The sequence below is a fragment of the Pantoea septica genome (assembly GCF_002095575.1).
Lineage (GTDB): Bacteria > Pseudomonadota > Gammaproteobacteria > Enterobacterales > Enterobacteriaceae > Pantoea > Pantoea septica.
Genome location: NZ_MLJJ01000005.1, coordinates 121,411 through 135,417 on the forward strand (window position 1 = coordinate 121,411; position 14,007 = coordinate 135,417).

Genomic DNA, 14,007 nt, shown 5'->3' on the forward strand with positions numbered 1-14,007 from the left:
AAAGCTATGTTTGACATCAACAACCTGGACGTCAGTTTCGGCGCGCACCGCGCCGTCAAAGCCGTCACCTTTCAGGTAGGCAGCGGCGAGAGTTTCGGCATGGTGGGCGAAAGCGGCTCCGGCAAATCGACGGTGTTGCGTGCGCTGGCGGGACTGAACCCCGACTGGCGCGGAGAGATCCGCTTCGGCGGCATGGTGCTGAGCGCCCGACGCGGCCGCCCTTTTTTCCGTCAGGTGCAGATGGTATTTCAGGATCCCTACGGTTCGCTGCATCCGCGCCAGACAATCGACCGTATTTTGCATGAGCCGCTGCTGGTGCATCGCCTCGATCGCGCCGAGCAGCGCATCAACCAGGCGCTAAACGATGTCGGCCTGTCCGCCGCCGCGCGCTTCCGCTATCCGCATCAGCTTTCCGGCGGTCAGCGCCAGCGCGTGGCGATCGCCCGCGCGCTGATTGCCGAACCGGAGGCGCTGCTGCTGGATGAGCCGACCTCCGCGCTGGACGTTTCCGTTCAGGCGGAAATTCTCAATTTGCTTAGCGATCTGCGCAGCGCGCGCAATCTTACCTATATTCTGGTGACGCATAATCTGGCGGTCGTCACCCATCTTTGCCAGCGTATCGGCGTGATGCAGCATGGCGAAATGGTAGAGCAGTTGAGCGCGGACGACCTGCGCGCGCGGCGAATTCATCATCCGCATACCGCGCAGCTGTTCGATTTAAGCATCGGACTGGAGGAGCCGGCATGACGCTGGAGTGGCAACGGGCGGCAGCGGTCGCCGACAGGCTTGTTCAGGGCTGGCGGCAGCCCGGCGCGCCGGGCGGCGCGATAGTGCTGTTCGACGCGCGTCAGGTGCATTCGACGCACTGCGCCGGGCTGGCCGATTTAGCGCAGCAGACGCCGTTTACCCTCGACAGCGTGGTGCGCTTCGCCTCGATCACCAAACATCTTTTCGCTGCGCTGGCGACCGGACCGGGACGCCGCTATTTGTCGCCTGATGACAAACTGGCGGATCACTTGCCACAGCTGCGCGGCGCCAACGGCCAGGTAACCGTCGGCCTGGCGCTGGATATGTCGAGCGGGCTGCCGGATCTGCGCGAAACGCTGTCGCTGATCGGCCTGTCGGTCTACAACGCCACCACCGACGCCGATCTGCTGGCGTTTCTGGCCGCGGAGAGTGAGCTAAACTACCCGCCCGGCAGCGAAATTTCTTACACCAATACCGGCTATCGGCTGGTGGAGGAGGCGCTAAAAGCGAAAGGGGTGCGTTTCGATGCGCTGCTGCAACAGTATATCTGCCAGCCGCTGGATATCAGCCTGACCGCGCCGGAAACCTGGTTCGACGTGGTGCCCGGCCTGGCGCCGGGCTACTGGTTCGACGGCAGCCGCTGGCAGCTCGCCAGCGCCGGCCTGCATCTTTCCGCCTCCGGCAGCGTCGCCGGCAGCCTGCGCCACCTGACGCGCTGGCTGCAGGCGCTGTTGAGCGACGGCGGCCCCGGCACGGGCGTGCTGCGGCGCCTCAGCGCGCCGCGCCTGCTGGCGGACGGACGCGTCAGCGGCTATGGGCTGGGTCTGGCCAGCACGCAGATCGGCACCCAGACGCTGTTTGGCCACGGCGGCTCGCATGCGGGCTATAAAAGTTATTTTCTGCTGCATCCTGAACGCCAGGCGGGCGTGGCGCTGGTGGCGAACCGCGAAGATGCCGCCACCTCTGAAGCCGCGCTGCGCGTGATGGCGGCGCTGCTTAACCGCACGCTGCCGGAGAAAGGGCACGATCTCACGCACGGCCTCTATGTCGGAGAACACGAGGCGGAGTGGCTGGAGATCGCTGGCGACGCGGCGACCTGGCTCGGCGCGAGCGAAACGCTGTGGCGCGGCGGCGCGCAGGGCGAAGCGCATTCGCTCTCCAGCACCTTTCCGCTGCGGCTGCGCCAGGAAGGCGTCGCCATCGGCGGCGAGATCGGCCATGCGCCGCGCCGCTTTGTGCCGGCCCAGCCCGACGGCGCCAGCTTACAGGCGATGCAGGGACGCTGGTTCCTGCCGCAGTGGCGCAGCGAACTGGTGATTGAGGGCGGGAAGCTAACGATGGGCATCGGCCCGGCGGCGATTGTCGCCAGCCTGCAGTCGCTGGGCGGCGACCGCGTGCTGGCGACCGCGCAGGACGGTCCCTGGCAAAAGCGCTTTATGCTGAAGCGCGACGGCAGCCGGCTGCGCCTGTTGCTTAACCGCAGCCGGGTGGTGCAGTTTATGCGATAACGTTGCGCAACCTGCCGATCTTCTCAATCTCTACTTCCACTACGTCGCCGCTGAACATAAACAGCGGCGGCGTGCGCTTTTTACCGACGCCGCCCGGCGAACCGGTGAAGATGACGTCGCCCGGCGAAAGCGGACTGAACGCGGAGATGTACTCGATAATATTCGCGACGCTATGCACCATGCTACCGGTGGTGTCGTTCTGCACTTCGCGCCCGTTAAGGAAGGTTTTGATCCCCAGCGTCTGCGGATCGCCAATCGTTTCGGCCGTCGTCATCCAGGGGCCAAAGCCGCCAGTCTGCGGCCAGTTCTTCCCGGCGGTAAACCAGGTAAACTGCATGTCGCGCACCGTCGCATCCATAAAACAGCTGTAGCCTGCCACGTAGCTCAGCGCCTCGTCGGCCTTCACCCGATGCGCCGGTTTGCCGATGATCACCGCCAGTTCGCCTTCGTAGTCGAATTCGCTGGTGGACGCAGGCTTCATGAGCGGCTGCTCATGGCCGGTCAGGGAGTCCGCGAAGCGGATAAACAGCGTCGGCGCATTCTGGGTTTCTGAAAACTCTTTACGCTTATCGGCGTAGTTCATGCCGACGCAAAAAACCTTACCGGGGTTGTCGATCACCGGCAGAAAACGCAGCGCGTCAAAGGGATAGTCGGCAGGTCGTTCGCCAAAAGCCGCGAGATCCGCCAGCGAGGAGCGCTGCAGGAAGGTTTTTAGATCCGGGCACTGCGCGCCCATGCGCGTGCCGACATCCACCACGCCGTTTTCCTTTACGATGCCGAAACTTTTAATGCCCTGGTCTGGAAGATAAAAACTGCAAAGCTGCATTACTGCCTCGTTGTTATAGATAAATTCGCGCGCAGGTTAGCAAAAGATGAGATGAAAATCGTACAAACTTCCGCTCATCCGATGACATAGGGTTTAATTTTGTGTCGACGCCAGATAAGAGAAGGCGCTGAGCAGGCTGACCAGCGTCGCCATGCGTTCCGCCTGGTAGCCGACCGTAACGGCGTCGAGGCGCGCGACGCCGGGGATCAGGCAGAAAAGATCCGCCAGCACCGGCCTGCTCGCCTGCAGCGTCAGCCGATAAGGCGCGTTCAGAGAGGCGGCGCACGCCCCGGACGCGCGTGATACCGCGCGCGCTGACGCTTCGCGAATGCGCTCCCGCGCCGCCTGCGGGCTCAGCGATTCGGCACAGGTGTGGGAAATCGCGCGCTTTACGCAGACATATTCCGCCTCGGGATGGCGTTCGGCGATCCACTGCTGCAGGCGGTCGTCGCCGCTCACCAGCCACAGCGGCGTGCCCTGTTCCGCCGCCGCCGCCGCGTAAATATCGCTTTCGCCCGCCACGCGATCGTTGATCAACATGCGCCAGAAGGAGCGGCCGTTGATAGTGTGCGCCAGTACGCCAGGCTCTCCTGCCGCGCTGTGATAGCCGATCAGCATCAGGCCATCAAAACGCTGCTGGTCCAGTCCCTCCACCATCGAGAGCGCGCGCGGTTTGCCCTGTACCAGGCGTGCGCGCGCATCCATCTGCGCGGCGCGCAGGTTGGTCATCTGCGCATGGCTGTCGGCGACGACCACTTCGGTCGCGCCTGCTGCGAAGGCGCCGTCGATCGCGGCGTTAACCTCTTGCTCCATTAACTCGCGCGCCAGCTGCCATTCGGCGTGGCCGGGCGCGCACTGTTCAGGACGCATGACGCCCGCGACGCCTTCGATATCGGCCGAGATAAAGATTTTCACTGTGTGACTCCTGCAAGGCGGTCCAGCACATCGCTGAGCGCCGGACGATGGTGGCCGCGAAAGCCGGTTACGGGCTGCGCGCTGAGCAGCGCGTCCAGCACCGCATGTTCGGTAGCGTCGGCCGCTGCCGACAGCATCGGCTCCAGCGCGGCGTCCGGCGGCGGTTGCGGCACGGGCCGGGTGGAGAAGGCGACCGCGATGTCGCCGGAGCCGTGCCCCCAATAGCTGCCAAGCCGTCCCAGACCGGCGCCGGCGCGCTTCGCCACACGCGTCAGCTGGCGCGCGTCGAGCGGCGCGTCGGTCGCCATGACGATAATGATGGAGCCGGCGTCGCGCTGCGGCGTCAGCGACGGCAGCAGCGGCGCGATCTGTTCGCCAAGGCGAACGCCATCCAGCGTCAGCGCCTCCAGCGCGCCGAAGTTCGCCAGCACCAGCACGCCCAGCGTGGCGTTAAGGCCGTCAATGCGGCGCGAGGCGCTGCCGATGCCGCCTTTCAGGCTGAAGCAGCTCATGCCGCGTCCTGCGCCGACGCTGCCGCGCGCGAAGTCGGCGTCGGCGGCGTCGAGGGCGGCCTGCGCCATCGCTTCGGTTACCGCCATCGCCTGAATATCGTTGAGCCAGCCGTCATTGCACTCCAGCGCCAACGGATTGACCGTGGGCAGCTCGCGTCCCAGCTCCGGATTGGCGCGGATCGCCGCGCGCGCCAGGGTGGTGAATAGCGTGCCTACCGCCAGCGTATTGCTGAGCAGAATCGGCGTCTGCAGCACGCCCAGCTCGTTGACCTGCACTAGCCCGACCGGCTTGGCGAAGCCGTTAAACACCGCCGCGCCGCACGGCAACGGCTGGGCGAAAAGGTTCTCTCCCGGCGGCACTACCGCCGTCACGCCGGTTTGCCGCTCGTCGCAGTCCAGCGTGTAGTGCCCGACGCGTACGCCAGGCACGTCGCTGATGCGATTAGTCGGTCCACAGACGCCGCGCGGCTGCCCAAGGCGGCGCGTGGCGCGCCAGCGCTGCAGCAACAGCGCACATTGTTGTTGGTGAAAGTCCATTTTTAGCTCTTTAATTTAGGGTCCAGCGTGTCGCGTAGCGCATCGCCTAACAGGTTGAACGCCAGCACCGTCATAAAAATCGCCAGACCGGGAAAAACGCTGACGTGCCACAGCCCCGCCATCATCATGCTGCGGCTCATGGCGAGGATATTGCCCCATTCCGGCACGTCGGGCTCCGGGCCGAGGCCGATGAAACTCAGGCCGGCGGCGGTGAGGATGCTGGTGCCGATGCGCATGGTGAAATAGACGATCACGTTCGGCAGCGTGCCGGGAAGAATATGCCGCAGCAGGATCACCCGGTCCGGCGCGCCAGCGCAGCGCACCGCTTCGACATAGGCGGCCTGCTTCAGCGACAGCGTCGAGGCGCGTACGATGCGCGCGAAAACCGGCACGCTGAACACCGCCACCGCGATGATCACGTTGTTGAGGCCGGGACCCAGTATCGCCACCACCGCAATCGCCAGCAGCATGCCGGGAAAGGCGAAGAGCACGTCGGATCCGCGCATAATCAGCATATCGACCCAGCGCCCATAGTAGCCCGCCAGCAGGCCAAGCACGATGCCCGCCAGCATGCCGAGCGTCACCGATACAATACCGACGTAGAGCGAAATACGCGCGCCATAGATAATCCGGCTCAGCACGTCGCGCCCTAGCTCGTCCGTGCCCATCCAGTGCGCGCCTGACGGCGGCATTGAGAGCGCCGTCCAGTCCGGCTCCATAGGATTCCAGGGCGCCAGCCAGGGCGCGAAGAGCGCGATCAGCGCCAGCAACAGCACGAAGCCGCCCGACGCCAGCGCCAGCGGATTGCGCGTAAAAGCGTGCAGGAAGTCGCGCCACGGCGAACGGATCGCTTCGCTATCGACGGTGGTTAGCGTCTGCTGGCTCATTTGGCCCCCTGACTGAGACGAATTGCCGGATTGACCACCGCATAGAGCAGATCCACCAGCAGGTTGATAACGATAAATTCAAATACGAACAGCATCACCAGCGCCTGAATCACCGGCTGGTCCTGCGCCTTGATCGATTCAATCAGCAGCCAGCCCAGCCCCGGCCAGTTAAAGACGCTTTCCACCACGATTGAGCCGCCGAGCAGAAACCCGAACTGCAGGCCCAGCATGGTGATCACCGGGATAAGCGCGTTGCGCATTACATGTTTCCAGGTGACGCGCGTAGCCCGCAGCCCTTTGGCGCGCGCGGTGCGCACATAATCCTCCTGCGCCACCTCCAGAAACGCCGAGCGGGTAAAGCGCGCCATCACCGCCGCGACCGACGAGCCAAGCGTAATGGCGGGCAGGACGATATCGGCAGGCTGGTTAAAGCCGCTGACCGAGAAGAGGCCGAAAGGCATGGCGACGAACTGGATTAGCAGCAGGCCAAGCCAGAATGCCGGCATCGAAATGCCGCCGACAGCGGCGCTCATTAGCGTCCAGTCCAGCCAGCCGCCGCGCCGCAGCGCCGCCGCCACGCCCACCACCAGTCCCAGCGCCACTGACCAGACGAATCCCGCCAGCGCCAGCCACAATGTCGGCATAAAGCCTTTTCGAATCACCTCCAGCACCGGCTGCTGAGTGCGATAGGTGACGCCTAAATCGCCGCGCAGGATACCGCCCAGCCAGTTTACGTACTGCTGCGGCAGCGGATCGTTCAGGCCGAGATGCTGACGCGCCGCTTCGACCGCCTCAACCGGCGCGTCAGGCCCGGCGTAGATACGCGCCGGATCGCCGGGCAGCAGCTTGATAAAGCCGAAGACCAGCAGCGAAACCACCAGCAGTACCGGAACCATCTCCAGCAGCCGACGCAGGATGTATGCGAACATAACCTTCCTTTTTTGCAGTGCCGTTCGGCGTTATTTAAAGGCTGCCTGATTAAAGAGCAGATTGCCGTCCGGCAGCATCGACACGCCGCTCAGTTTCGCCGTTTTGCCCACCAGATTGTCTGGCGTGCCGAGAAAGGCGACGGGCGCATCTTTCCACAGCAGCGTCTGCGCGTCGGCGTAGGCGGTCGCGCGCTTCGCCGGGTCGGCGGTCGCCAGGCCACCGGCGATCGCCTTATCCACTGCTGGGTTGCTGTAATAGGAGACGTTGTAAGAGGTCGGCACCCATGATTCGCTGGCGAACAGCGGACGCAGCGCCCAGTCGGCATCGCCGGTCGAGGTAGACCAGCCGCCGTAGTAGAGATCGTACTCTGCCTGTTTCGGATCCTTTACGCCCCAGAGTCTGGCGTTGCGCGTGCCGGAATCCATCGGCGTGACGGTGACGCGGATGCCGACCGTCGCCAGCTGCGCCTTAAGAAACTGCGCGGCGCGAACGCTGGCGGTGGCATTGGTGCACCAGAGCTTGAGATCGAGGCCGTTAGGGTAGCCCGCCGCGGCAAGCAGGGCTTTCGCCTCTTCCGGCGCGTAGCGATAGTTCGGCGCGCTCTGCTTCTGATAGAACTGCACCCCGGCAGGGATCGCCGACGTGGCGGGCGTGCCCATCCCGGCAAACCCCACTTTCAGCCAAAGCTCGCGATTGATGGCGTAGTTGATCGCCTGACGTACGCGCGTATCCGCCAGCGGCTTGTGCTGAGTATTGATCGCCATGTAGTAGAGATAGATGCTGGGATCGCGCTGGATCGCCAGCCTGCTGTCGCTCTGTACCGCGCCGATAAGATCGGACGGCAGCGGATAGATCGCGTCCACCTGGCCCGACTTCAGCGCCGCAACCCGCGTAGCGTCTTCCGGGCTTGGCGAGAAGATCACACGATCTACCTTCGGCCAGCCCTTGTTCCAGTAGCCGTTGAATTTCGTCAGCGTCACTCCCTTGCCGGGCTGCCACTCTACGAAGGTAAAAGGCCCGGTGCCGACCGGATGCAGACGCAGCTGCGCCTCGTCGGGAAACGCTTTTAGCACCGTCGGGCTCCACATTACCGCCGACGGGTGCGCCAGGGTGTTGATAAAGGCGCCGAACGATTCGCTGAGGTCGATTTGCACTTTATTGGGCGCCAGCACGGTGACGCTTTTGATCATGCGGTAAAGGCTATTGCGCTTCAGGCCTTTTTTCTGGTCGGCGAGCCGATCAAGGTTAGCCTTCACCGCGTCGGCGTCGAAGGGCGTGCCGTCCTGAAAGGTCACGCCGTCGCGCAGGGTCAGCGTGAACTGCGTGGCGTTGTCGTTGCTGGTATAGCCCGTCGCCAGCCAGGGCGTCAGGGTCATTCTGGCGTCGAACTGAAACAGGCGCTCAAAGATCCCGCTCTGAACCGAATAGCTAATGTTATCGGAGGTATCATGCGGGTCGAGTCCGGTGATATCGGCATACATCGAAATACGCAGATCCTGCGCCTGCGCGACGCTGACCAGACACGCGGTTAAACCGAGGGCGAGAGAAGTGCGGCGGAAAAATGGCTTCATAAAGTCTCCTGGTAGAAATGAATAGACGCAATTAATGCTCTTCAGCTACCCAGTGATCGGGCGCGACCTGGCGATAACGATGTTTTCTCACCGTCTCTTTTACGCTGCGCACAGGCGACGGGATCTCCCCGTCGTCGAAACGACGCTCTGGACGATGACGCGGATCGACCACCGGCACTGAGGCCAGCAGGCGCTGCGTATAGGGGTGCTGCGGTTGATTAAAGAGCGACTGCCGCGGGCCGATTTCGACAATCTGGCCGAGATACATCACTGCCACGCGGTTGGCGATGCGTTCGACTACCGCCATGTCATGCGAGATAAAAATCCAGGCAACGCCGGTCTGCCGCTGCAAATCCATCATCAGGTTGATGACCTGCGCCTGAACCGACACGTCGAGCGCGGAGACCGCTTCATCGGCAATAATAATTTTGGGTTTAAGCGCCATAGCGCGGGCGATGGCGATGCGCTGCCGCTGTCCGCCGGAAAACTCATGAGGATAGCGGCGCGCGTGTTCCGGCTGCAGGCCGACGCTTTCTAACAAGGCTTCGACCTGCGGCGTTGCTTCGTCGAGCGAGCGTACCAGTCCGTGCAGCAGCAGCGGCTCCGCAATGGTGAAGCCCACGGTCAGGCGAGGGTTGAGCGACGCGTAGGGATCCTGAAACACCATCTGGATTTCACGCCGCAGCGGCTGGAACTGCGCCTCTTTCAGGCTGGCGATTTCGCGACCGGCGAACAGGATGCTGTCGGCGTCGCCGGCGACCAGCCGCATAAGCGCGCGGCCGGTGGTCGATTTGCCGCAGCCGCTTTCGCCGACGATCGCCAGGGTCTCTCCTGGCCAGAGGGCGAAGTCGATCTGCTCGACCGCATGCACGCGGTGCGTCAGCGCGGAGAAAATGCCGCTGCGAACGGGGAAGCGCACGGTCAGCCCGCGGACGTCGAGCAGCGGTTTCTCTTCATAACGCGCGGTGACATGCGCCTCCTCAGCTGGCGCGTCGCTGTGCAGCAGCGGAAACCGCTGCGGCCAGCGCCGATCGCGCATGTCCCCGGGTTTCGGCACCGCCGCCAGCAGCGCTCGAGTGTAGTCGTGCTGCGGCGCGGCGAAAATCGCCTCTGCCGGCCCCTGCTCGACGACATTGCCGCGATACATCACCACCACCCGATCCGCCACTTCGGCGACGACGCCCATGTCATGCGTGATAAACAGCACCGCCATCCCTTTTTCTCGCTGCAGTTCGCGCAAAATATGAAGAATGCGCGCCTGTACCGTGACGTCGAGCGCGGTAGTCGGTTCGTCCGCAATCAGCAATTGCGGATCGCACGCCAGCGCCTGCGCAATCATCACGCGCTGGCGCATGCCGCCGGACAGCGCGTGCGGAAAGCTTTTCATGACCCGATCAACGTCGGCGATGCGCACCTGACGCAGCAGCGATCGCGCGCGCGCCTGCGCGTCGGCGCCGGAGCAGAGCTGATGATCGCGCAGCGCTTCGGTGAGCTGGTCGCCCACGCGCAGCACCGGGTTTAGCGAGGTCATCGGCTCCTGAAAAATCATCGCCATCTCGCGTCCGCGCAGCCTGCGCCGCTGCTCGGCGCTAAGCCGGCTGAGATCGCGCGTTTCGCCCGTGCGGTCGCGAAAGCGGATCGCGCCGCCGTCGATGCGCGCCGAGGCGGACAGCAGCCCCATGACCGCCAGCGAGGTCACCGATTTTCCCGAGCCGCTTTCGCCGACCACCGCGACGATTTCGCCCGGCTGGATGGAGAAGGAGACGTCGCGCAGCGCCTGCTGCGCGCCGCTGCGTCCGCGAAAGCTGACGCTGAGATGCTCTATCGCCAGCACCGGCGCGCCGTGCGACTCGGCAATGCTGGCGGCGTCAGGCAGGCGAGAAGTGTCCGTCATCGTTGCTCCAGATGCGTTACAGCCAGATGCGGCCTTGTGAATAGGAAAGGAAGGGCGAACTGTCCGCCGCCAGCCAGATGGGGCCGTCCAGATCGACATGCTCTGCCTGCGGCGTAACCAGCAGCGCCGCTTCCATCGCCAGCGAGGAGCCGAGCATGCAGCCCACCATCAGCCGCATGCCCTGCTTTTCCGCCTCGTCGACCATCGCCAGCGCCTCCGTCAGGCCGCCGCACTTGTCGAGCTTGATGTTGATCATCTCGTAGCGATCGCGCAGCGCGGCGATATCGCTGCGCGTGTGGCAGCTTTCGTCAGCGCAGAGCGGGACAGGATGGGCGATATGCTGTAAGACGGCATCTGCGCCCGCCGGTAACGGCTGTTCAATCATCGCGATGCGGTAAGGCCGCAGCGCGGCAAACAGCGGCGGCAGGTCAAGCCCGCTCCAGGCTTCGTTGGCGTCGACGATCAAAGTAGCGTCAGGCGCGACGGCGCGGATAGCCGCAACTTTTTCCACAATCGCTTCGCGGTCGAGCTTGATCTTGAGGAGCAGCGCGCCGCGCGATACCGCATCTGCCGCCGCATCAGCCATCTTCTCTGCGCTGTCGAGACTGAGGGTTTCAGCGGTCACCACTGACGGCGGCGCGCTCAGCGCGGCCTGCTGCCACAAGGTTTGCTTCGCCCGCGCGGCGTCCAGCCGCCACAGGGCGCAATCGAGCGCGTTGCGCGCCGCCCCTGCGCGGAGTTCCGTTTGCAGCGCCTGCCGGCTCAGCCCCGCTTCGATCGCCTCTTTCATCGCGTTAAGCTGGGCGTGGACGCTCTCGACGGACTCGTTGTAACGCGGCGTCGGCGTGCATTCGCCGTGACCGATAAAGCCGTCCTGCTCCAGAGTGACGCGGATCACCGCCACGGCGGTGCGAGTGCCGCGCGCGATGGCGAAAGGCCGCGCCAGCGGCAGCGTGAGGAGTTCAGTCAACATGCGGCGCATCTTAGCCTCGCTCTTTCAACAGCGTAGCGATCGCATCAATACCGAAACGCACCGGATCCGTCGCCGGTACGCCGAAGGTTTCACTGAGCTGCGTGCAATAGTCGCGCGCTTCTTCTTCGCTGAAGTTAGAGGTATTAATAGCGAAACCGGCCAGCTGCGGATTGTCGCTGGTGACCTGCGCCGCGCGCAGATTCGCTTCCACGCAGTCCGCAAGGCCCACCATCGGCTGATGGGGCAAATGACGCATATGAGGGCGCCCCATCTCATGGCACATCACCAGCCAGTGCGGCTGCGCGCCGTGAATTAATCCCATGCTGACGCCCGCATAGGAGGGGTGGAACAGCGAACCCTGTCCTTCGACGATATCCCAGTGATCGTCGTCGTTGGCTGGCGAGAGCACCTCCGCCGCGCCAGCGATAAAATCGGCGATAACCGCGTCGATAGCGATACCTTCGCCAGCCACCAGGATGCCTGTCTGGCCGGTCGCGCGAAAGTCCGCCTTCATGCCCTGCGCGCGCATGGCGGCTTCCAGCGCCAGCGACGTGTACATTTTGCCGACCGAGCAGTCGGTTCCGACGGTTAACACACGTTTCCCGCTGCGCTTTTTACCGCTGCCTACATTAAGTTTCGGCCGCATATGACGGATATCGAACAGCGCGACGCCGTGCGCCTCCGCCAGCGCCACCAGTTCAGGTTCGTCGGCCAGACGATGATGCAGGCCGCTCGCGACGTTCATCCCGGCTTTAATGGCGGCGATGACGCTTTCAAGCCAGTGCTGCGGCAGATAGCCGCCCGCGTTGGCGGTGCCGAGCACCAGCGTTTTCGCGCCACGCGCCCTGGCCGTAGCGATATCCAGCTCTTCAAGGCCCAGGGAAACGGTACAGCCGGGCAAACGAATTTCGCCAACACACTGTTCGGGCCGCCATACCTGAATGCCGCGCGCGGTTTTAGCAGCCAGCGGATCGGTGACGTCGCCGAGAAATAGCAAATAGGGTTGCGGGATAAGCATGATGCGTTCTCTTTCAGACAGGGTTGAGGGTCTGAAACGAACTATTTCACGGCAGGGAAAGCGGGACGAATGCTTGTTTAGCTGCTGGCTATAACCTGCGGCTATAGCTCAAAGCGGAGCTTATGACAGGGGCCGAATCGACGCTTTACAGAGGAAAGGAGGCGCAGGGGGAGAAGGAAAAAGCTATGACGCCAGGGCATCACGGCACGCTGCCGTGATTGCCGGAGACGGTATAATGCGTAAACAATCAGTACATCGCGCCTGGCGGGACATATTTGAAGGTTTCGACGTAAGCGCGGAAAACATATTTCACTAAGCGTTTCATAGATTACCTGATTCAAAATTTGTTGAATAAATGCAGCGAAAGTATAGCTTCCGCGCATTTTTCAGGCAAATAATTTTGAACCAGATCACAAAAACCACATTAATTCGCTGGTTGCGACCTCAAGAGAAGAGGTTGAGATGCTGGATAAGGATGGTGCAGCCAATGGAAATCAGCACCACGCCGCCAAGCACTTCTGCCCATTTGCCCAGCACCGGTCCGACTAAACGCCCCACCAGCACGCCGGTAGTCGCCATAATAGTGGTCGCCATGCCGATGGTCAGCGCGGTGGCGATAATATTAACCTGCAGGAAAGCCAGCCCCACCCCGACCGCCATTGCATCCAGGCTGGTGGCGACCGCGGTGGCCGCCAGCACCATAAAGCCGTGACGCTGCGGCGCTTCACACGGCTCTGCCGTCGCCGTCTGGCGAAAACCTTCCATCATCATGCGCCCGCCGAGAAACGACAGCAGGAAGAAAGCGACCCAGTGATCCCAGGCCATGACATAGCGGCTGGCGGCGAGACCGGCAGCCCAGCCGATCAGCGGCGTCAGAGCTTCAATCGCGCCAAAAATCAGGCCGGTGCGCAGCGCCTCTTTGAATCCGGGACGATGCAGCGCTGCGCCTTTGCTAAGCGCAGCGGCAAAGGCATCCATCGACATGCCGAAGGCAAGGATCAGAGTTGCGATAAAAGTCATAATGGCTAGTGTCAGGGTAAAAAGCGCTCAGACGCCCGCTTTTTGCCGCAATAAAGGTTCAGTCTGGTAAAAGTGCGCGCAGTCTACCACGCATCACACCCGATAAAAAGACAAGAAAATCATGGGTTTAAGTATAGCAAAGGCTATAACTTTTATCGTTCGCTATGTTTTGTCGCTAAGTTAATGGTACTTAAGCCTTTTATTAAGGCTTAATGCGCCGTTCAGGCGCGCGCCCGCTGCGGGGATTGAACCCTGGCGGAGATTGCCGGAAAATGGCCGCGCTGATTAATGCGGAACCTGATAATGAAAAACCCTTTTGAATCTCTGATTATCCCCGGCGGCATCTTGCTGCTTGGCTTTCTCTCTGCGCTGCTGCTGCCTGCCCCCAATTTTGGTCTGACGATGGCCAGAAGCCTGACTCAGCGGCTGCACCTGCAGGATATCAACCAGCTCTACACCCTGATCTTCTGCGTCTGGTTCCTGCTGCTGGGCGTGGTGGAGTTCTATGCGATCCGTTTTATCTATCGCCGCTGGTTCCGCTCGTGATGCTGTGCCCGCCGCTGCGGCTAGCGCCCAGTGCGGGCAGGTATAAATCACAAAAATGTAACATTACTTTTACAGAATCGGCTGAAAAGCACCACGTCGTGAAAAATTCTTTATCGATCTTTT

At 62.6% G+C, this 14,007-nt stretch carries 14 protein-coding genes; 3 read left to right on the forward strand and 11 right to left on the reverse strand.

The features are described from left to right. The first annotated feature begins 6 nt into the window (after positions 1–6). Together HA46_RS04195 and HA46_RS04200 are read left to right on the forward strand one after the other, a co-directional pair. On the forward strand, positions 7–747 hold the full coding sequence (locus tag HA46_RS04195; RefSeq protein WP_084882270.1) for an ABC transporter ATP-binding protein: 741 nt from the start codon (positions 7–9) through the stop codon (positions 745–747). Next, positions 744–2,255: a serine hydrolase domain-containing protein gene (locus HA46_RS04200; protein WP_084882271.1), complete on the forward strand. Its 1,512-nt coding sequence runs from the start codon at positions 744–746 to the stop codon at positions 2,253–2,255. The genes HA46_RS04195 and HA46_RS04200 overlap by 4 nt, the downstream gene beginning before the upstream one ends. Here HA46_RS04200 and HA46_RS04205 read toward each other — a convergent pair. The 11 genes from HA46_RS04205 to mntP form a co-directional block, all read right to left on the reverse strand. After that, positions 2,245–3,081 (reverse strand): fumarylacetoacetate hydrolase family protein, encoded by an 837-nt coding sequence (locus tag HA46_RS04205; RefSeq protein ID WP_084882272.1) that lies wholly within the window; start codon positions 3,079–3,081, stop codon positions 2,245–2,247. The genes HA46_RS04200 and HA46_RS04205 overlap by 11 nt on opposite strands. Before the next feature lie 93 nt (positions 3,082–3,174). Then, positions 3,175–3,996, reverse strand: a complete 822-nt coding sequence (locus HA46_RS04210) for a M55 family metallopeptidase (protein WP_084882273.1) — start codon at positions 3,994–3,996, stop codon at positions 3,175–3,177. Beyond that, the gene (locus HA46_RS04215) at positions 3,993–5,045 is read right to left on the reverse strand and encodes a P1 family peptidase (RefSeq protein WP_033792750.1); all 1,053 of its coding nucleotides are present in this window, start codon (positions 5,043–5,045) and stop codon (positions 3,993–3,995) included. The genes HA46_RS04210 and HA46_RS04215 overlap by 4 nt, the downstream gene beginning before the upstream one ends. Before the next feature lie 2 nt (positions 5,046–5,047). Then, positions 5,048–5,932, reverse strand: coding sequence for an ABC transporter permease subunit (locus HA46_RS04220; protein ID WP_084882274.1), 885 nt, complete (start codon positions 5,930–5,932; stop codon positions 5,048–5,050). Next, positions 5,929–6,861: an ABC transporter permease gene (locus HA46_RS04225; protein WP_033792754.1), complete on the reverse strand. Its 933-nt coding sequence runs from the start codon at positions 6,859–6,861 to the stop codon at positions 5,929–5,931. The genes HA46_RS04220 and HA46_RS04225 overlap by 4 nt, the downstream gene beginning before the upstream one ends. Positions 6,862–6,891: 30 nt before the next feature. Beyond that, the gene (locus tag HA46_RS04230; protein WP_033792755.1) at positions 6,892–8,433 is read right to left on the reverse strand and encodes a glutathione ABC transporter substrate-binding protein; all 1,542 of its coding nucleotides are present in this window, start codon (positions 8,431–8,433) and stop codon (positions 6,892–6,894) included. 31 nt (positions 8,434–8,464) lie between these two features. Next, positions 8,465–10,327 (reverse strand): ABC transporter ATP-binding protein, encoded by a 1,863-nt coding sequence (locus HA46_RS04235; RefSeq protein ID WP_084882275.1) that lies wholly within the window; start codon positions 10,325–10,327, stop codon positions 8,465–8,467. A 16-nt stretch (positions 10,328–10,343) separates the two neighbouring features. Further along, positions 10,344–11,309 carry an N-acetyl-D-Glu racemase DgcA gene (gene dgcA / locus HA46_RS04240; protein WP_033792757.1) on the reverse strand — a complete coding sequence of 322 codons (966 nt, stop codon included), beginning with the start codon at positions 11,307–11,309 and terminating at the stop codon, positions 10,344–10,346. A 1-nt stretch (position 11,310) separates the two neighbouring features. Further along, on the reverse strand, positions 11,311–12,318 hold the full coding sequence (gene dgcN / locus HA46_RS04245; protein WP_084882276.1) for an N-acetyltransferase DgcN: 1,008 nt from the start codon (positions 12,316–12,318) through the stop codon (positions 11,311–11,313). Positions 12,319–12,565: 247 nt separating this feature from the next. Then, positions 12,566–12,643 carry a stress response protein AzuC gene (gene azuC, locus HA46_RS21530; RefSeq protein ID WP_120457375.1) on the reverse strand — a complete coding sequence of 26 codons (78 nt, stop codon included), beginning with the start codon at positions 12,641–12,643 and terminating at the stop codon, positions 12,566–12,568. 119 nt (positions 12,644–12,762) lie between these two features. Next, positions 12,763–13,338, reverse strand: coding sequence for a manganese efflux pump MntP (gene mntP / locus HA46_RS04250; RefSeq protein WP_033792759.1), 576 nt, complete (start codon positions 13,336–13,338; stop codon positions 12,763–12,765). A gap of 303 nt (positions 13,339–13,641) precedes the next feature. On the opposite strand from mntP, the gene HA46_RS04255 reads away from it, so the two are divergent. Then, entirely contained in the window at positions 13,642–13,884 is a 243-nt protein-coding gene (locus HA46_RS04255) for a DUF1158 domain-containing protein (protein ID WP_033753469.1), read from the forward strand. The last annotated feature ends 123 nt before the right edge of the window (positions 13,885–14,007 follow it).